Annotated in this window: 17 protein-coding genes; 13 read left to right on the top strand and 4 right to left on the bottom strand. The window is 60.7% G+C overall.

All coding sequences use genetic code 11. The features are described 5' to 3' along the window. Positions 1-85 precede the first annotated feature (85 nt). From recA to LNV09_RS06380, 11 genes are all read left to right on the top strand, one after another. Positions 86-1,132 carry a recombinase RecA gene (gene recA / locus LNV09_RS06430; RefSeq protein ID WP_263535852.1) on the top strand — a complete coding sequence of 349 codons (1,047 nt, stop codon included), beginning with the start codon at positions 86-88 and terminating at the stop codon, positions 1,130-1,132. 20 nt (positions 1,133-1,152) lie between these two features. Then, the gene (locus LNV09_RS06425; RefSeq protein ID WP_263556254.1) at positions 1,153-1,626 is read left to right on the top strand and encodes a nuclear transport factor 2-like protein; all 474 of its coding nucleotides are present in this window, start codon (positions 1,153-1,155) and stop codon (positions 1,624-1,626) included. Positions 1,627-1,682: 56 nt separating this feature from the next. Continuing rightward, a complete protein-coding gene (gene recX, locus LNV09_RS06420) occupies positions 1,683-2,165 on the top strand; it encodes a recombination regulator RecX (RefSeq protein ID WP_263556253.1) in 483 nt (160 codons plus the stop codon). 171 nt (positions 2,166-2,336) lie between these two features. After that, positions 2,337-2,939 carry a DUF2889 domain-containing protein gene (locus LNV09_RS06415; protein ID WP_263556252.1) on the top strand — a complete coding sequence of 201 codons (603 nt, stop codon included), beginning with the start codon at positions 2,337-2,339 and terminating at the stop codon, positions 2,937-2,939. Between the two features lie 22 nt (positions 2,940-2,961). Further along, the gene (sucC, locus tag LNV09_RS06410; protein ID WP_263556251.1) at positions 2,962-4,122 is read left to right on the top strand and encodes an ADP-forming succinate--CoA ligase subunit beta; all 1,161 of its coding nucleotides are present in this window, start codon (positions 2,962-2,964) and stop codon (positions 4,120-4,122) included. 30 nt (positions 4,123-4,152) lie between these two features. After that, on the top strand, positions 4,153-5,046 hold the full coding sequence (gene sucD, locus LNV09_RS06405; RefSeq protein ID WP_263556250.1) for a succinate--CoA ligase subunit alpha: 894 nt from the start codon (positions 4,153-4,155) through the stop codon (positions 5,044-5,046). A 189-nt stretch (positions 5,047-5,235) separates the two neighbouring features. Continuing rightward, complete coding sequence (locus tag LNV09_RS06400; RefSeq protein WP_263556249.1) at positions 5,236-5,967, top strand: TerC family protein; 732 nt, start codon at positions 5,236-5,238, stop codon at positions 5,965-5,967. Positions 5,968-5,983: 16 nt separating this feature from the next. Then, positions 5,984-7,069: a serine/threonine-protein kinase gene (locus LNV09_RS06395; protein WP_263556248.1), complete on the top strand. Its 1,086-nt coding sequence runs from the start codon at positions 5,984-5,986 to the stop codon at positions 7,067-7,069. Then, positions 7,066-7,854, top strand: coding sequence for a Stp1/IreP family PP2C-type Ser/Thr phosphatase (locus tag LNV09_RS06390; protein ID WP_263556247.1), 789 nt, complete (start codon positions 7,066-7,068; stop codon positions 7,852-7,854). Before LNV09_RS06395 ends, LNV09_RS06390 begins: the two co-directional genes overlap by 4 nt. A gap of 75 nt (positions 7,855-7,929) precedes the next feature. Continuing rightward, positions 7,930-8,583, top strand: a complete 654-nt coding sequence (locus tag LNV09_RS06385) for an FHA domain-containing protein (protein WP_263556246.1) — start codon at positions 7,930-7,932, stop codon at positions 8,581-8,583. A gap of 266 nt (positions 8,584-8,849) precedes the next feature. Then, complete coding sequence (locus LNV09_RS06380) at positions 8,850-10,175, top strand: GGDEF domain-containing protein (RefSeq protein ID WP_263556245.1); 1,326 nt, start codon at positions 8,850-8,852, stop codon at positions 10,173-10,175. Here the strand turns inward: LNV09_RS06380 and LNV09_RS06375 are convergent, their stop codons facing one another. Beyond that, the gene (locus LNV09_RS06375; RefSeq protein ID WP_263556244.1) at positions 10,176-10,994 is read right to left on the bottom strand and encodes an HDOD domain-containing protein; all 819 of its coding nucleotides are present in this window, start codon (positions 10,992-10,994) and stop codon (positions 10,176-10,178) included. A gap of 101 nt (positions 10,995-11,095) precedes the next feature. Further along, complete coding sequence (locus LNV09_RS06370) at positions 11,096-11,857, bottom strand: sulfite exporter TauE/SafE family protein (RefSeq protein ID WP_263556243.1); 762 nt, start codon at positions 11,855-11,857, stop codon at positions 11,096-11,098. A gap of 468 nt (positions 11,858-12,325) precedes the next feature. On the opposite strand from LNV09_RS06370, the gene LNV09_RS06365 reads away from it, so the two are divergent. Together LNV09_RS06365 and LNV09_RS06360 are read left to right on the top strand one after the other, a co-directional pair. Further along, positions 12,326-13,726, top strand: a complete 1,401-nt coding sequence (locus LNV09_RS06365) for a TIGR03790 family protein (RefSeq protein ID WP_263556242.1) — start codon at positions 12,326-12,328, stop codon at positions 13,724-13,726. Positions 13,727-13,785: 59 nt separating this feature from the next. Next, the gene (locus tag LNV09_RS06360) at positions 13,786-15,714 is read left to right on the top strand and encodes a B12-binding domain-containing radical SAM protein (protein ID WP_263556241.1); all 1,929 of its coding nucleotides are present in this window, start codon (positions 13,786-13,788) and stop codon (positions 15,712-15,714) included. Here LNV09_RS06360 and LNV09_RS06355 read toward each other — a convergent pair. Next, positions 15,705-16,301 (bottom strand): tRNA-uridine aminocarboxypropyltransferase, encoded by a 597-nt coding sequence (locus LNV09_RS06355; protein WP_318023272.1) that lies wholly within the window; start codon positions 16,299-16,301, stop codon positions 15,705-15,707. The genes LNV09_RS06360 and LNV09_RS06355 overlap by 10 nt on opposite strands. Further along, positions 16,207-16,860 carry a hypothetical protein gene (locus LNV09_RS06350; protein ID WP_263556240.1) on the bottom strand — a complete coding sequence of 218 codons (654 nt, stop codon included), beginning with the start codon at positions 16,858-16,860 and terminating at the stop codon, positions 16,207-16,209. The genes LNV09_RS06355 and LNV09_RS06350 overlap by 95 nt, the downstream gene beginning before the upstream one ends. Between the last annotated feature and the right edge of the window lie 28 nt (positions 16,861-16,888).

The raw sequence follows: 16,888 nt of genomic DNA, 5'->3' as shown, positions 1-16,888 counted from the left end.
CTGGCCTTTTGCCTTCAATCTCAAAAACTACTGTACAAAACCTCAGGTTGCGCCATAATTCGGCCAGCTCATTCAGGAGAACTTCATGGACGCCCCAGTCAAAACCGCCAACACCGTCAACCCAGAGAAGGCCAAGGCCTTGCAGGCCGCGCTCAGCCAAATCGAAAAGCAATTTGGCAAGGGCTCCATCATGCGCTTGGCCGATGGCGAGGTGATCGAAGACATTCAGGTGGTCTCCACCGGCTCCTTGGGCTTGGACATCGCGCTGGGAGTCGGCGGTCTGCCGCGCGGCCGGGTGGTCGAGATTTACGGCCCGGAATCCTCGGGCAAGACCACGCTCACGCTGCAGGTGATTGCCGAGATGCAAAAGCTCAGCGGCGTTTGCGCCTTCATTGATGCCGAGCATGCGCTGGACATTCAATATGCGCAAAAGCTCGGTGTCAATCTGCAGGACCTGTTGATCAGCCAGCCCGATACCGGCGAGCAGGCGCTCGAGATCGTCGACGCGTTGGTGCGCTCCGGCGCGGTTGACTTGATCGTCATCGACTCGGTCGCGGCGCTGACGCCCAAGGCCGAACTCGAAGGCGAAATGGGCGACTCGCTGCCCGGCCTGCAAGCCCGTTTGATGAGCCAGGCGCTGCGCAAGCTGACCGCCACCATCAAGAAGGCCAATTGCATGGTCATCTTCATCAACCAGATCCGCATGAAGATCGGCGTGATGTTCGGCAGCCCCGAGACCACCACCGGCGGTAACGCGCTGAAGTTCTACGCCTCGGTGCGCTTGGACATCCGCCGCATCGGCTCGATCAAGAAGGGCGATGAAGTGATCGGCAGCGAAACCAAGGTCAAGGTGGTCAAGAACAAGGTCGCGCCGCCGTTCAAGACCGCCGAATTCGACATTCTTTACGGCGAAGGCATCAGCCGCGAAGGCGAGATCATCGACATGGGCGTGATCGCCAAGGTGGTCGAAAAGTCCGGCTCCTGGTATGCCTACAACGGCGAGAAGATCGGCCAAGGCAAGGACAATGCGCGCGAATTCCTGCGCGAGAACCCCGATATTGCGCATGAAATTGAGAACAAGGTGCGCGACTCGCTGGGCGTGCCCCTGTTGGCAGGTAGCGCCGCTGCTTGAAGCTTCGTGAGGCGCCGAGCATGAGCGGTCCAGCCGCCGACTTGAATCTGGTGCAGCGCTTTTGGGCGCTGTATCAGGCGCGTGAATGGGCCGCCGCGCAAGCCTTGCTGCATCCGGAGGCCTGTTGCCAATGGTGGGCGACGTCTGAGCGTTTCGAGGGCGCTGCGGCCATCGTCCATGTCAATGCCGTCTACCCCGAGGGTTGGACGATTCATCTGCTGGAGTTGAATGCGCTGGGCGCTGCGGCACAAGCGTCAGGGGACGCACGGCCGCGTCGGCGCGTGCATAGCCTGGTGCGGGTTGATCAAGGCACTCAGTCTTTTTACGCCAATAGTTTTTTTGGCATTGAGCGAGACTTGATCGTCAGCATTGACGAATATTGGTCGGATACGCAGGCTGCGCCGGCTTGGCGGCAGAACGGCAGCTTGCCGGGTTTGATTCCAATGGCAGTAGATCAGCGGCAGGGCCTGTCGCTGCAAGTCGCTGCGTCCTGATAGAACTGAAGTGGCCCCGCCTTGCTGCGGGCCCGCCATGCGCTGCACAAACAGAAATGAAACCGCTGTCCTTGAAAATGCGCGCCATTTCCCTGCTGTCCCAGCGCGAGCACAGCCGAGTCGAGCTTCGCCGCAAGCTACAGAACATTCAGCGCAAAGCTGCTCCGGCCGCTGAAGGCGAGCCGAGCCTTGTAATGGAAGCCCAGGCCGAACTCGACTTGTTGCTGGACTGGCTGCAAGCACAGGGTTTTTTGAGCGATCAGCGTTTTGTCGAGTCCCGGGTGCATGCGCGAGCCTCGCGTTACGGCAGTTTGCGCATCAAGCAGGAATTGGCCCAACATGGGTTGAGCTTGAGTGCCGAGGCAATGGCTGAGCTCAAGGCTGCCGAGCTTGAGCGCGCCAAAATCATCTGCTCGCGCAAATTCGGTGCCCATGCGCCGCTCGACGCGGCGGTCAAGGCCAAGCAAATGCGTTTCATGATGGCGCGCGGCTTCAGCTCCGAAACGATCCGAAAACTGCTGCGTTGGGACGACGATTGAAGCGGGTCCAGCGTCACAACATCGCGCAAAAAGCCAGGGTTTATGCCCGTCTTGACAGTTTCGCGCAAGCCTTGCCGCGGCGCAGCATGCTACATTGTCGGCCTGCGCATGTCCCTGCCTGCCGACCATTTGGGCCGCAGGCAGTGTTTTGTGCGAAGCCGTTTTCAAGACATGCCCCTATCCAATCCTTTCGCCGAGCGCCGTTTGATGCATCGCCGCGCCATTGACGTGCAGGTGTTCGCGCGCGCCGACGGCTTGTACGACGTCGATGCCGAGTTGATGGATACCAAGACGCGCGATATGGCGGTGGCCGGCGGAACACGCCTAGCGGGCGAGCCCATCCACGCAATGCAATTGCGTCTGGTGGTGGACGACAAGACCAATATTCTGGAAGCCGGCTCGCAAACCAGTTGGATGCCCTACCCCGGCGCTTGTGACCAGCATGGCGACGCGTACGCTGCCTTGGTTGGGCTCAATTTGATGCAGGGTTTCAGGCTCGGTGTCAAAGAACGCTTGGCGGGCATCAAAGGCTGTACCCACCTGACCGAGATGTGTCAGGTGTTGCCATCCGCCGTGATTCAGGCCTTTGCCGGCGTCGTGCTCGACACGCGCGAAGGCGGTGCCGACGGCCAGGCGCCGTTTCAACTCAATCGTTGCCATGCACTTCGCAATGACGGGCCAACGGTGCAAACTTATTACCCTCGCTGGTTTCGCAACAGCTCGGCCCTGACGGCCTTGCCCGCTGCGACGCCCGCTTCCACCTCCTCTTCCTGACCTTTCCAAAAGCGAGACCCCTATGAAGATTCACGAGTACCAGGCCAAGGAAATCCTGCGCCAATTCGGCGTGCCTGTGCCGCGTGGCATTCCTGCCTTCACGGTGCAAGAAGCGGTCGAAGCCGCACAGAAGTTGGGCGGCCCGGTTTGGGTCGTGAAGGCGCAGATCCACGCAGGTGGCCGCGGCAAGGGCGGCGGCGTCAAGCTGGGTCGCTCGCTGGAAGACGTCAAGGCCTTGTCCGAGCAGATCTTGGGCATGCAACTGGTCACGCACCAGACCGGCCCGGTCGGCCAGAAGGTTCGCCGCCTCTACATCGAAGACGGCGCCGACATCAAGAATGAGCTCTACGTCTCGCTGGTCACCGACCGCGGCACGCAGAAGGTCGCCTTCATCGCTTCAAGCGAAGGCGGCATGGACATCGAGGAAGTGGCTCACTCGACGCCCGAGAAGATCATCACCGAGATGATCGATCCGCTGGCCGGCCTGACCGAAGCGCAATCGCGCAAGATCGCTGCCGCTATCGGCCTGACCGGCGCTTCGATCGACCAAGCCGTCGACATCTTCGCCAAGCTCTACAAGTGCTTCATGGAGACCGACGCGTCGCTGGTCGAGATCAACCCGCTGAATTGCGACTCCAAGGGTAATCTGATCGCCCTGGACGCCAAGTTCAATTTCGACGCCAACGCCTTGTTCCGTCACCCTGAAGTCGTCGCTTACCGCGACCTCGACGAAGAGGATCCGGCCGAAGTCGAAGCTTCCAAGTTTGACTTGGCTTATATCTCGCTGGACGGCAATATCGGCTGCCTGGTGAACGGTGCCGGTCTGGCCATGGCCACCATGGACACCATCAAATTGTTCGGCGGCGAGCCGGCCAACTTCCTGGACGTGGGCGGCGGCGCCACCGCCGAGAAGGTTACCGAAGCCTTCAAGATCATGCTGAAGAACCCGGACGTCAAGGGCATCCTGGTCAATATCTTCGGCGGCATCATGAAGTGCGACACCATCGCTGAAGGCGTGATCACCGCCTGCAAGGCCGTGAACCTGTCCGTGCCGCTGGTGGTGCGCATGAAGGGCACCAACGAAGACCTGGGCAAGAAGATGCTGGCCGAATCCGGCCTGCCCATCATCGCCGCCGATTCGATGGCCGAAGCCGCGACGAAGATCGTCGCCGCCGTTGCTTAATCTGGCTTAGGCCCATAAGGATAAGAAATCATGTCGATCTACATCAATAAAGACACCAAGGTCATCACCCAAGGCATCACGGGCAAGACCGGTCAATTCCACACACGCGGCTGCCGCGATTACGCCAACGGCAAGAATTGCTTCGTCGCCGGCGTGAACCCCAAGAAGGCCGGTGAGGACTTCGAAGGCATCCCGATTTACGCTAATGTGACCGAGGCCGCACAAGCCACCGGCGCCACCGTGTCGGTGATCTATGTGCCGCCTGCCGGCGCCGCCGCCGCGATCTGGGAAGCTGTCGAAGCCGACCTGGACTTGGCCATCTGCATCACAGAAGGCATCCCGGTCCGCGACATGCTGATGATCCGCAATCGGATGCGCGCCAAGGAAGCCGCCGGCGGCAAGCGCACGCTGCTGCTTGGCCCTAACTGCCCAGGCCTGATCACCCCGGACGAAATCAAGATCGGCATCATGCCCGGCCACATCCACCGCAAGGGTCGGATCGGCGTGGTTTCGCGCTCCGGCACGCTGACTTATGAAGCGGTGGCTCAGCTGACCGAAATCGGCCTGGGTCAGTCCAGCGCCGTCGGAATCGGTGGCGACCCGATCAATGGTCTGAAGCACATCGATGTGATGAAGGCCTTCAATGACGACCCGGACACCGACGCCGTCATCATGATCGGCGAAATCGGCGGCCCGGACGAGGCCGAAGCGGCACGTTGGTGCAAAGACAATATGAAGAAGCCTATCGTCGGCTTCATCGCCGGTGTCACAGCTCCGGCGGGCAAGCGCATGGGTCATGCCGGTGCCTTGATCTCCGGTGGCGACGACACTGCCGACGCCAAGCTCGCGATCATGGAAGCCTGCGGCTTCACGATCACGCGCAACCCGTCGGAAATGGCCAAGCTGCTGAAGGGCTTGCTGTAATCGAGCGCTGAATAATGCGTAGCCGGCCAGGCGCGCCGGCATCCACTCTGCGCTATCAAACGAAAAGGGGCATTAGCCCCTTTTTTTATGCCTAACCTTTCTGCTCCCGTGCTTCACCCCCGCTTCGCTATAGTGGGCGGCTGACAAGCCTCTTGCACGCGATAAGCGCAAACATTTCTACAAGAATCCATGGATACCCTTTTGAGTCCCGAGTTCTGGCTGGCCGTAGGACAGATCATCATGATCGACATCCTGCTCGGCGGCGACAATGCGGTCGTGATCGCCTTGGCCTGCCGCAAGCTGCCAGCGGCCCAGCGCACCAAGGGCATCATCTGGGGCACGGCCGGCGCCATTGTGTTGCGGGTGTTGTTGATATTTTTTGCCTTGACCTTGCTGCAAGTGCCCTATCTCAAGATCGTCGGCGGACTGCTCTTGGTTTGGATCGGTATCAAGTTGCTGGTGCCCGAGAACGAGGAAGAGCATGCCCATATCCAGGCCAGTGACAAGCTGTGGGCGGCGGTCAAAACCGTCATCGTGGCCGATTTTGTGATGAGCTTGGACAATGTGATTGCAATTGCCGGCGCGGCCCATGGCGCGGGCGGCGATCACCAAATGCCCCTGGTTATTTTCGGCCTGTTGGTTTCGATTCCCATCATCGTCTGGGGCAGCCAATTGGTGATCAAGCTGATGGATCGCTTCCCGGTGGTCATCACCGTCGGCGCAATGCTGCTGGGCTGGATCGCCGGTACGATGATCATTGGCGATCCGGCATTAAAGGCCTGGGTACCCGTTCAGCCGGGCGAACCAGCCGGTAGCGTTATGGTGGTGCCGGCGTGGCATTACGGCTGCGGAATTGTTGGCGCATTGTTTGTACTGGCAGCCGGCAAATTGATGGCTGCTCGAAGCAAAAAATCCGAATAGGCAAAAGGGCGCACGAATGACGGGTTTCTGGCGGCGAATTCTCGGTAAATCCAGTCCTCCGGTGGGGGGCGAATCGACGCTGGCTGCCGCCGATGGCGCTTCTATTTTGGCCGTGCAAGCCACCAAAGTGGCCGTTGGCTTGCAGGGTTATGAACTGCAGCGCGAACTCGGCCGCGGCGCGATGGCGGTCGTGCATTTGGCCCGTCAACTCAGTAACGGCAAAATGGTGGCGATCAAGCGCCTGTCGCTGCAACGCGAATTTGCGGCCGAGGACTTGGTCGATGTGCGTCAGCGCTTCATGCGCGAAGCACGCGCCGCTGGGCATTTGCATCACCCTGACATCCTGCAGGTGCTGGATGCCGGCGAAGCGGGTGAAGATGCCTGGATCGCGATGGAGTTCGTGCAAGGCAAGGATCTCAGCCATTACACCCGAGCGGATCAACGGCTGCCGGCGCGCCAAGTGGTTCGTCTGGGCGCCAGGTTGGCGCGGGCCTTGGACTATGCGCACAAGCAAGGGGTGGTGCACCGGGACATCAAACCGGCCAACGTGATGCTGGATGTGCAAAACGACGTGCTGAAGGTGATGGACTTTGGCATCGCTCGCATTGCCGACGGCAGCCGCACGCGCACCGGCTTGGTGTTGGGCACGCCGTCCTTTATGTCGCCCGAGCAATTGGCGGGGCTCAAGGTGGACGGGCGCAGCGACCTGTATTCGCTGGGCGCGATGATTTACCAATTGCTGACCGCTCATCTGCCACACCAATCCGACTCAATGGCGCGACTGATGTATCAAATCGCGAACCAGACCCCGGCCGACGTGCGTCATTACCGCCCCGGCTTGCCCGAAACCTTGGCTCTGGTGCTGGCGCTGGCGCTGGAGAAACGCCCTGAACTGCGCTATGGCAGTGGTGAGCAGATGGCACAAGATTTGGACGCCGTGCTGGCCCAATCGGATTGGGATGAGGCGACGACGACTCCAGTGACGCCGGATATCCCCGTCGAGTCAGCTGAATCTGCCGATTCTTTTGCACAAACAGTCCGTCTAGATGCCGTGGAAGCAGGGCAGAATCTGGCCGACAAGCAACCGAAGACAAAGCCATGACCCTGGAGTTTTTCAGCGCCACAGATGTGGGCCGCGCACGCGACAACAACGAAGACTCGGTGGCCATGGATGAGGCGGTCGGCTTGGCTGTGCTGGCCGATGGTATGGGCGGCTACAACGCCGGTGAAGTGGCCAGTCAGATGCTGACCAGCTTCATCCGCGCTGAACTGGGACGCTGGCTCAAAGAGTCGGCCAGCAGCGCCAGTGCCGCCGATGTGAGGCGGGCCATGGACATCTGTGTTGACAATGCCAACCGTGCGATTTTCAACGCCGCCAATACCAATCCGCGCTATGCCGGCATGGGGACCACCTTGGTGGTCGGCGTCTTTCGAGAGGAGGGCTTGTTGATGGGCCATGTCGGTGATTCGCGTGCCTACCGCATGCGTGCCGGCCATCTGACCCAAATCACCCGCGACCATTCGCTCTTGCAAGAGCAACTCGATGCCGGCCTGCTGACGGCTGAAGAAGCGGCCCAATCCAGCAACAAGAACTTGGTCACCCGCGCCGTCGGCGTGGAGGATTCGGTGATGCTGGAGTTGCATCTGCACGAAGTCCAGCCTGGGGATGTCTACCTATTTTGCTCGGACGGCCTGTCCGATATGCTGGACGATGGAGCAATTTGTCAGTTGCTCTTAAACCACCCTTCCTTGTCGGAAGCGGCGCAAGCCTTGATAGACGGCGCCAATGACATGGGTGGCCGAGATAATATCGCGCTGGTGCTGGTTCGCGCCGAAGGTCGCGTCAAGTCAGAAGGTCGGGCTTGGTGGCCATTTGGGCGGCGCTGACTTGGTTTAGAAATTCAATGGCGTTGCAAGACGGCGCCGAGGCAAGCTACAAGACAACAGGATTGAGGTCAAAGCATGGGCAAACTGGTGGTTTCGCTCGATGGGGTGGTGATTAAAGATGTCCAGATTACCAAGGACAAGACCACGCTTGGGCGCCGTCCGTACAACGATATCGTGATCGACAACCTGGCTGTCAGCGGTGAGCATGCCGTGTTGCAAATGGTGGGTGCCGATGTCTTCATCGAAGACTTGAATTCGACCAATGGCACCTACATCAACGGCAAGGCGATCAAAAAGCAGTTGCTGGCCAATAGTGACATCGTCGAAATCGGCAAATACAAGATCAAATTCTTGCTGGAGGATGCCGGCGACTACGAGAAGACCATGATCTTGAAACCCGGCGCGGCCTTGCCGGTCACCGGCGGCGTACCGTCGGGATTCGGTACGCTACCCGCTGCAGCCAATGCCTCGCCAGCGTCGATCAAGGTCTTGAATGGTGCGGCAGCAGGCCGCGAGGTCAGCCTGACCAAGGTTGTGACCACCGTCGGCAAGCCAGGAGTGCAAGTCGCGTCCATCACCAAGCGACCCAGCGGTTATGTGTTTGCCCATGTTGAAGGTGTAGCGCGCCCAAGCGTCAATGGCGCACCCTTAACCGGCGAGTCGGTCGCGCTCAAGAACGGTGACGTGATCGAGTTGGCCGGCACGCAGATGCAGTTCGTCAACGCCTGAGCTTCGACGCTCAGGCTTTAGCGGGCGTGCCAAAGAGGCACGGATTCACCGCCGAATTTGCGCTTAGTCTGGGAATACCCTGGTGAATTGGGGCGGTCTGGGGCCTGCCTGCCATGCACAATGGCAGCTCAGACCCTTCACCTTGCCCGAGTCCAGCCGTGAGTCCGCGCCCTCTTTCATCTGCAGCCGCTTCTGCCTCTCCTGCTGCCTCGGCCACTGCTGGCGCAATGTCACCGCCTTCTCGTCTGGGCTCAATCAGACTGCGCTTGGCACTTGCCGTCGTGTCGGTAAGTTTGTTGCTGGTGTGCGCTACCGATGCTTTGCATCTGCGTTACCAAATCCAGCAGCGCCAACTCGCGTTCGAGGCCGAAATGAGGGCCTTGCCGCAGCTATACGGCCTTGCTTTGGCGCGCAGCCTGGCGGATTCGGCGGATTCTGCTGCTGCAGATGCGGATGCAAATCCGAGTGAGCTGACGCGGCAACTGCTGAGCAAGGTGCAGGCTAGGCCGGGCGTGGTCGCGGTAGAGCTCGACACTGGCAGCGGCAGCCGTGTCAGCCTGGGCGACTTCAGCGCGGCATCGCGAGCGGAAATGCGTCAAATTGACTTCAAGCTGGGCCCACCGGCTGCGGGCGGTGCCTCGGTGCGGGTCGTGGCGCAGCCTGAGCCCTGGCAAAACACCTTTTGGCGCGAGCAGTTGCCCGCCATGCTGTGGCGTGATCTGACTCTGGTGCTGCTCTTGAGTCTGGTGTTGATTTTTGTCTTGGACCGCATGCTGTTGCGGCCCTTGCAGGCGCTGCGTCGGCTGGCCAGTCACGCCGATGCTTTTGACGCCACGTTGCCGCCGCCGCTGGAGTCGCCGCAGCATCAGTCGCAGCCCAACGAGCTGGCCCGTATTTCGCGCTCGATCACGCGTGCTCAGCAAAGCCTGTGGCAGCAATTGCAAGAAGAACAAATCCGTGCCGAGCAGTTGCGGCTTGAAGTGAGTCGGCAGCAGGAAGCCTTGCGCTCGGCCGAGCAGGCCCTGGCACAAAAGAATTTGGAGTTGGGGCGACTCAGCCGCATCGACGAGTTGACCGGCTTGGCGAATCGGCGTGAATTCGATGAAGGTTTAAGGCGCGAGTTCAAACGTGCGCAGCGCCAGCGTGGGCATTTGGCCCTGGCAGTCTTGGACCTGGATCATTTCAAGAACTTCAACGAGCGCTATGGCGTGGCAGCCGGCGACGCCGTATTGGCACGTTTTGCGCAACTGCTCTCGGTGCGCTTCAAACGCGATACGGATCTGGTAGCGCGACTGGGCGGTGAAGAGTTTGTCGCCTTATTGCCTGGTTTTGGCTTGGACCTTACCCAAGGCCTGCTGGAACAATTGCGTGAAGATCTGCGCGAACTGCAATTGCCGCATGAAGGTGGTGTGAACGGCCAAGTATTGACCGTCAGTGTGGGCTTGGCTGCCTACAGCCCGGCGCATCCCTATTTGAGCCCGCATGCCTTGATGCAGGCCGCTGACGAAGCACTTTATATCGCCAAACATGCCGGTCGTGACCGACTCAGCTTGGCGGCATCCAGCGGCCATCCTGAGCCCCGCCAGGCTTAATCAGCGATCGCGCTCCAGCGCCTGTTGCATCTGATCGCTGACTCGGCGCGCGGCGCGCAGCACCAAGGCCTCATCCAAAGAGGCTTGTGGGGCGATGTCGCTCGCCACCTCATCCAATCGTTCGGGATGCTGTAGCAAAGCCCAGGCAATGGTGGAAATCGCGCTAACGCCGCGGCGCTGCAGGGCCTCTGGCATCAGCAGTGTGGCTTGTACTTCGACATGGTGCCTCACACTGGCCACTGCCGCCGGCGCCAAGCCCCAGCTCTCGCACAGCGCGGCACCCAGCGCATCATGGCTAACGCCAAAAGCCGTGTGTTCGAGTTGCACCAACTCGACATCGCTGGCGGCCGCCCGCAACATGGCCGGATAGTGCGCAGGCGCGTGGCGATACAAGACCGCTTTGCCGCATTCCTCGAACAGACCGGCCGAGTGCGCAGCCCAGGGATCGATGCCCAGCATCTGCCCCATCCGGCCCATCAGCAAACCGCGTTCGGCGGCGCGCTTCCAGACCGGCTCCAACTCGGCCGCCGGCGGGAAGGCGGCCCGCAAGCCCATCTCGAATGTGATGGAGGCGACTTCGCGCATGCCCAGGTATGTCAAAGCTTGATGCACGGTCTGGACACGGCCGCGCAAGCCGTAGAGCGAGGAGTTGACGGCTTTTAAAACTGCAGCCGCCAAGGCCATATCGGTCTCGACCAGGGACGACATCGCCAGCAGATCAATGTCCTCAGCCGCCATCAACAGTGACAGCTTGACCAAGACCTCGGGCTGAGTCGGAATTTCAATGTCAAGCGTGCGCAATGTTGGATCGACGGGCATGGTGGGAAATCTCCAATAACTAGGCCGATCTTAGTGCTTAGAACGGCTATTTTGCGCCTGCAATTCAGCAAGAGTTTGCAAGCATGCGTTGCAGCGCAGGGTTAGCGCAAGAAGGCGTCCCAAGCCGTTTTCAGGATCAGACTGCTCACCACCATGATGAACATGCCGCGCACAAACCCTGCGCCGCGCGCCAAGGCCATGCGCGTGCCGACCAGGCTGCCCATGACGTTGGTGATGGCCATCACGGCAGCGATATGCCACCAGATATGGCCCTTGTAGGCAAACAGCGCGATGGCCGCTGCATTGGTGGCCGTGTTCATCAGCTTGGCAGTCGCCGATGCATGCAAGAAGTCATAGCCCAAGAGCCGCACGAACAGGAAGACAAAGAAGCTGCCGGTGCCGGGGCCGAAGAAGCCGTCATAAAAACCAATCACCAGCGCGATGCCGCCCGCCACCAGCGTCTCGGCGCGGCCGCTGAAGCGCGGCGCATGTTGCCGCCCCAAGTCCTTGCGTGCCAAGGTGTAGATCAAGACCAGGGCCAGTATCAGCGGCAGCGCACGGCGCAAAAAGCTGGGGTCGACCAGGGTGACCGTCCAAGCGCCGGCAAAACTGCCCGCCAAGGCGATGCCTGCCGCAGGCAGCAGCGCCGACCAGTTCAGTGACACCCGCCGCGCATATTGAGCCGTGGCCCAGGCGGTACCCCAGATCGATGCGCCTTTATTGGTGCCGAACAGGGTGGCGGGTGCGGCTTGAGGGAAGACGCCAAACAGGGCCGGCACCAAGATCAAGCCGCCGCCACCGACGACTGCATCAATAAAGCCGGCCAACAATGAGGCCATCGCGACAGTGAGAAGCTCAAGCATGCGAGAAAGGAAAAAGGGACTGCAGCATCAAACTGTCGCTGAAAAGAAAAACAGGCCGCTGAAAACTGGTCTCAGCGGCCTATTGATTGTGACAGTGTCACTTTTTTGTTGGTACTGCTTAGCTCGAGATTGTCTCCTCAGGCCGCCCTAGCATCCGGATCGCGGATACATCGAGTGACGCGAATGTAGGTCCGAGCCTGTATGCCCGCACTTGGGGTTTTTACGGTCAGCGTGCACCGACTTGGTCGTGTTGGCGTGCGCTCACTACTTCAAATGTAGAGATGAAATATGAAGCTATTAGAAATTCATGCTGCACTGATTTAGGTCGTGGCCCATGCCCTAAATTCGAAGTCTGTGGTGTTTTAGCAAATTCATTCACACCAAGGTGGCCGGGAAGGGTCGAACAAGCAGCGAACTGTTGTGCATTTTTCGATTTGCCAAAAAGTGCGCGGCGGAACAATTCGGACCATGTATGGATTGAATACCAACGCTCGACTCGGCCCATGGCTGCGCCTATTGCACTCGCATGGGGGCGCTTTGTTGCTGGCCCTGCTGCTCAGCGCTTGCGGTGGGGGCGGCGGTTCAGGCAGCGCGCAGACCCCAGCGACGACGCCGGTGCCTGTCGGCAGCGCCACCAGCAGCTTGGGTTTCCGCTTGCCGAGCGCAGGCTTGAGTGCGGCCGATTTGGCGGTGCTCGTGGTCGACGGCGACGCGCAATCCGAAGCGATTGCCAGCTACTACCAAGCGGCGCGCGGCATTCCGGCGGCCAATATCATCCGGGTGAAGCTGAATACGGCCTCGGCGACGATCTCGGAGCCCGACTTCGCCGCGCTCAAGGCCGAGGTGGATGCCAAGTTGCCGGCCAATGTGCAAGCGACACTGCTGACCTGGACCGCGCCGTCTCGCGTGGTCGGCACTTGCTCGATGAGTATTACCAGCGCGATGGCCTACGGCTACGACAGCAAATATTGCGGCGGCTGCTCCAGCACCGCGACATCCAGTTACTTTGATTCCGAATCCAGGCAGGCTTGGGTGGATCACAAGATCCGGCCCTCGATGATGCTGGGTGCAGCCGACTTGGCTGCGGCCAAGACCTTGATCGACCGCGGTGTGAGCGCCGACGCCAGGCAGCCCGCTGGTGAAGGCTATCTGCTGCGCACCAGTGACGCGGCGCGCAGCGTACGCTTCAGTGACTATATCGGCCTGCCGGCGGCTTGGTCAGGGCGCCTCAAGCTCAATTACATCGACAACTCGGCCGCTGCCGCTGCCGACTTCATCGAAGCCAAGACCGACGTCTTGTTCTACTTCACCGGCTTGGCCAATGTGCCCAAGCTGGCCAGCTTGAGCTTCAGGCCCGGCGCCGTGGCCGATCACCTGACTTCCCATGGCGGCGTCTTGCCTCGGACGGGCCAGATGCCCGTCACCGACTGGCTGGATGCCGGCGTCACGGCCAGTTATGGCACCGTCGAGGAACCCTGCAACTACACCCAGAAATTCCCGCAAGCTTCTATCCTGATGGAGCATTACTTTCGCGGCGAGACCGTCATCGAGGCCTATTGGAAGTCGGTGCAATGGCCGGGCCAAGGCCTGTTCGTCGGCGAACCCTTGGCAAGGCCTTTTACCGACAGCCCGAGCTTCACGCTTGAGAACGGCCAGTACCTGATCAGCACGCGAGCGCTGCGCAGCAATGCGAGCTACAGCCTGGAATATCGTGCCGGCGCGACGGGAACTTGGACCGCCTTGGCCGCATTCAAAATCAGCCGCGCCGAGCTGCAGACGCTGCGCTCGCCCTTGCCGCCGGCGAATGCGACCGAACTGCGCTGGCGCGGGCCCTGCCCCACCAACGCGGCCTCGCAATGCACCTTGTGAAGCGCTGAGCCCGCCGCGCTCGCGGGGCTGGCAAAATGAGGCTCCGTCCAGGCTCTTCTATGTCCATCCAGCCCTCAGTGCCACCCGCCATGCGTGTGCTGTCCGTCATCCCGCCGATGACCCAGCTCAACACCCCTTATCCGTCGACCGCCTATCTGACCGGCTTTCTGCGCTCGCGTGCTGTCGACGCGGTGCAAGAAGACCTGGCCTTGGCCTTGATGCTCAAGCTCTTCTCGCGCGCCGGGCTGCTGTCACTGCGTGAGGCCATTCACGCTTTGCCCTTGGACAAGCGCACGCCCCTGGTGCAAGGCTTCGACGCTGCTTTTGAAGTCTATCTGTCAACCATAGGCGCCACCATCGCCTTTTTGCAAGGGCGCGACCCGACCTTGGCGCACCGCATCTGCGGCCGCAGTTTTCTGCCCGAGGGGCCGCGATTTGCCTCGCTCGATGTCTATATCGACGAAGACGGTGGCGATCCTTTGGCCTGGGCTTTTGGCGCCCTGGGCTTGCAAGACAAGGCCCGCCATCTGGCCACGCTGTACTTGAACGATTTGGCCGATGTGCTGCGCGACGCGGTCGATCCGCGCTTCGAGTTTGTCCGTTATGCCGAGTCGCTGGCGACCAGTCAGCCAACCTTCGAGCCGCTGGCCCAGGCGCTGGCGGCACCGCTGAATCTCGTCGATACGACCTTGCAAGAGCTGGCGTTGGCGGCGATGGCTCGCCATCAGCCGCGCCTGATCTTGATTTCGATCCCTTTCCCAGGCGCTGTCTACGCGGCCTTTCGGATCGCCCAATTCATCCGCGCCGAGCATCCCGACATCAAAATCGCGCTGGGCGGTGGCTTCGTCAATACCGAGCTGCGCGAGCTGACCGAGCCGCGTGTTTTCGACTACTTTGACTATGTGACGCTGGACGCCGGCGAGCGGCCACTGCTGGCGCTGCTGGAACACCTCGATGGCAAACGCTCCAGGCAGAGGTTGGTGAGGACTTTTGTCAGAGAAGAAGGACAGGTCAGGTACATCAACTTCGTCGAGCCAGACATTGCCTTCGCCGAAGTCGGCACGCCGACCTGGGACGGCCTGCCGCTGGATCGCTATCTGTCCTTGCTGGACATGCTCAATCCGATGAACCGGCTCTGGTCGGACGGGCGCTGGAACAAGCTGACGGTCGCGCATGGTTGCTACTGGAAGAAATGCAGTTTTTGCGATGTCTCGCTGGATTACATCTCGCGTTATGAAGGCACTTCGGCAGCCACCTTGGTGGACCGTATCGAAGCCATCGTCGCCGAGACCGGCCAGACTGGCTTCCACTTCGTCGATGAAGCCGCGCCGCCCAAGGCCTTGAAGGCGCTGGCGGCCGAGTTGCAGGCGCGCAATTCGAGCATTTCCTGGTGGGGCAATATCCGCTTCGAGAAATCCTTCAGCCCGGAGCTTTGCCAACAACTGGCCGACAGCGGTTGTATTGCCATCTCGGGTGGCCTGGAGGTCGCTTCCGACCGCCTGCTGACGCTGATGAAGAAGGGCGTCTCGGTCGAGCAGGTGGCACGCGTGACGCGTGGCTTCACCGATGCCGGCATCCTGGTGCACGCCTATCTGATGTATGGCTTTCCGACCCAGACCGTGCAAGACACCGTCGACGCTTTGGAATATGTGCGCCAGTTGTTCGAGCAGGGCTGCATACAAAGCGGCTTTTTCCATCGCTTTGCCTGCACGGTGCATTCCCCGGTGGGACGCGACCCGGCCGCTTATGGCGTGAGCTTGCAGCCGCTGCCGCCGGTCTCATTCGCCAAGAACGATGTCGGTTTTATCGACCCGACCGGGGTTGACCATGACCGGCTCGGCGTCGGCTTGAAGAAGGCCATCTACAACTATATGCATGGCATCGGGCTGGAAGAGGATGTGCGGACCTGGTTCCCGTTCAAGGTGCCCAAGACAACGGTGGCGCGCAACCGCATTGCGCGCGCGCTCAGCCTCTCGGGTCAGGGCTGAAAGCGAGCTGCTTGTTGCGCGACAAAACCGTCGAAGCCCTTGAGCAAGTCGTCAAAGGCCGCTGACGGACCCTCCAATTGCTGCAAGGCCAAGACGCCGGCCTCCAGTGTCGAGAGCTGGTGCCCCAGATGAGCTTTGCGCACGTGATAGCGCGAGGCCGGCGGATCAAGCAGAGCCAAACGCGGCAAGCTTTGCAGCAAGGGGTTGAGCAACAGCATCTTGCGGCTTTTGCGCCAGGTAGCATCCAGCAGCACCAAGCGGCGGCAGGCCGGCGCGGCCATCAAGCCTGGCTTGATATGCGGGCGGTCTTCGGGATAAAGCAGCCAGGTTGAACCAGCCTCGGTAGTTGCCAAAGCCTGCGCGAGTTCTTCCGGATCAAAGCGCTCGCCCACCCAGATGCGGCAATTTTGCAGCGACAGCTGCAACAATTTGGCGCTGCCCTTGGCGTGGCCTTGCTCTAGCGGATGCTGGAGCAGCAGCAGCTCGGCCCGGTTAGCGGCCGGTCTGACCCATTGGCAGATGCAGGCCGCCTGTGGCCTCTGGCAGCTCGGACATCGGGCGCGTTGCGGGCCAGCCGGCGTCAACACCGCTGGGAGCTTGCTTGCTGGCAGTCTTTCGGCTGAATTTGTCACGGCGTCGCGCATAAGAAGCGTTGATGGTACGACCCTGACCACCGCCGAGTGCGCGATAGTGTTTGCCCGCCAAGATGCCGGCAATGATCGCTCCAAGCAGCAAGGCCAAGGTGTTGAGCAGGCCCCACAGCGGCGGCTGTGTGGCTGACAACAACAAGATGCCGATTGAACGTTCGGCGACGGATTGGGTGTCAGACAACTTGAACACGCCCATCAAAAGCCATGCAAACCAAGCCAGCCCCAAGCCAGTCAGGCACCAGGCGGTGGTCGGGCGCTGACCCAATTTAGGCGAGCGAACGGTCAAATAGCCCCAAACCAGAGCGATCACGAACAGCAGCAGCGCGATAGCGCCGGCCTCGCCCAGCACGGCGCCTAAGCTGCCGCGCCCCACCAGGGCATGCGGGAACACATGGGCCGGCAATCGAATGTCGGCCAGCAACCAGGCCAAAGTCCAGCAAACGCCGTACAACAGCAGGCCCGAGCAGAGTGCCGCCAACCTTCTTGTGTCTCGCATCGCCGCCGCCCTCGTACCAAAAATCGTA

The sequence above is a fragment of the Paucibacter sp. B2R-40 genome (assembly GCF_025717555.1).
GTDB lineage: Bacteria > Pseudomonadota > Gammaproteobacteria > Burkholderiales > Burkholderiaceae_C > Paucibacter_A.
The sequence above is the reverse complement of the archived record's forward strand: the minus strand, read 5'-3'. Positions and strand labels throughout refer to the sequence as shown.

Coding starts and splice junctions, on each gene's coding strand:
- recA (WP_263535852.1), top strand. CDS start 86: ATGGACGCCCCAGTCAAAACCGCCAACACCGTCAACCCAGAGAAGGCC.
- LNV09_RS06425 (WP_263556254.1), top strand. CDS start 1,153: ATGAGCGGTCCAGCCGCCGACTTGAATCTGGTGCAGCGCTTTTGGGCG.
- recX (WP_263556253.1), top strand. CDS start 1,683: ATGAAACCGCTGTCCTTGAAAATGCGCGCCATTTCCCTGCTGTCCCAG.
- LNV09_RS06415 (WP_263556252.1), top strand. CDS start 2,337: ATGCCCCTATCCAATCCTTTCGCCGAGCGCCGTTTGATGCATCGCCGC.
- sucC (WP_263556251.1), top strand. CDS start 2,962: ATGAAGATTCACGAGTACCAGGCCAAGGAAATCCTGCGCCAATTCGGC.
- sucD (WP_263556250.1), top strand. CDS start 4,153: ATGTCGATCTACATCAATAAAGACACCAAGGTCATCACCCAAGGCATC.
- LNV09_RS06400 (WP_263556249.1), top strand. CDS start 5,236: ATGGATACCCTTTTGAGTCCCGAGTTCTGGCTGGCCGTAGGACAGATC.
- LNV09_RS06395 (WP_263556248.1), top strand. CDS start 5,984: ATGACGGGTTTCTGGCGGCGAATTCTCGGTAAATCCAGTCCTCCGGTG.
- LNV09_RS06390 (WP_263556247.1), top strand. CDS start 7,066: ATGACCCTGGAGTTTTTCAGCGCCACAGATGTGGGCCGCGCACGCGAC.
- LNV09_RS06385 (WP_263556246.1), top strand. CDS start 7,930: ATGGGCAAACTGGTGGTTTCGCTCGATGGGGTGGTGATTAAAGATGTC.
- LNV09_RS06375 (WP_263556244.1), bottom strand. CDS start 10,994: ATGCCCGTCGATCCAACATTGCGCACGCTTGACATTGAAATTCCGACT.
- LNV09_RS06370 (WP_263556243.1), bottom strand. CDS start 11,857: ATGCTTGAGCTTCTCACTGTCGCGATGGCCTCATTGTTGGCCGGCTTT.
- LNV09_RS06365 (WP_263556242.1), top strand. CDS start 12,326: ATGTATGGATTGAATACCAACGCTCGACTCGGCCCATGGCTGCGCCTA.
- LNV09_RS06360 (WP_263556241.1), top strand. CDS start 13,786: ATGTCCATCCAGCCCTCAGTGCCACCCGCCATGCGTGTGCTGTCCGTC.
- LNV09_RS06350 (WP_263556240.1), bottom strand. CDS start 16,860: ATGCGAGACACAAGAAGGTTGGCGGCACTCTGCTCGGGCCTGCTGTTG.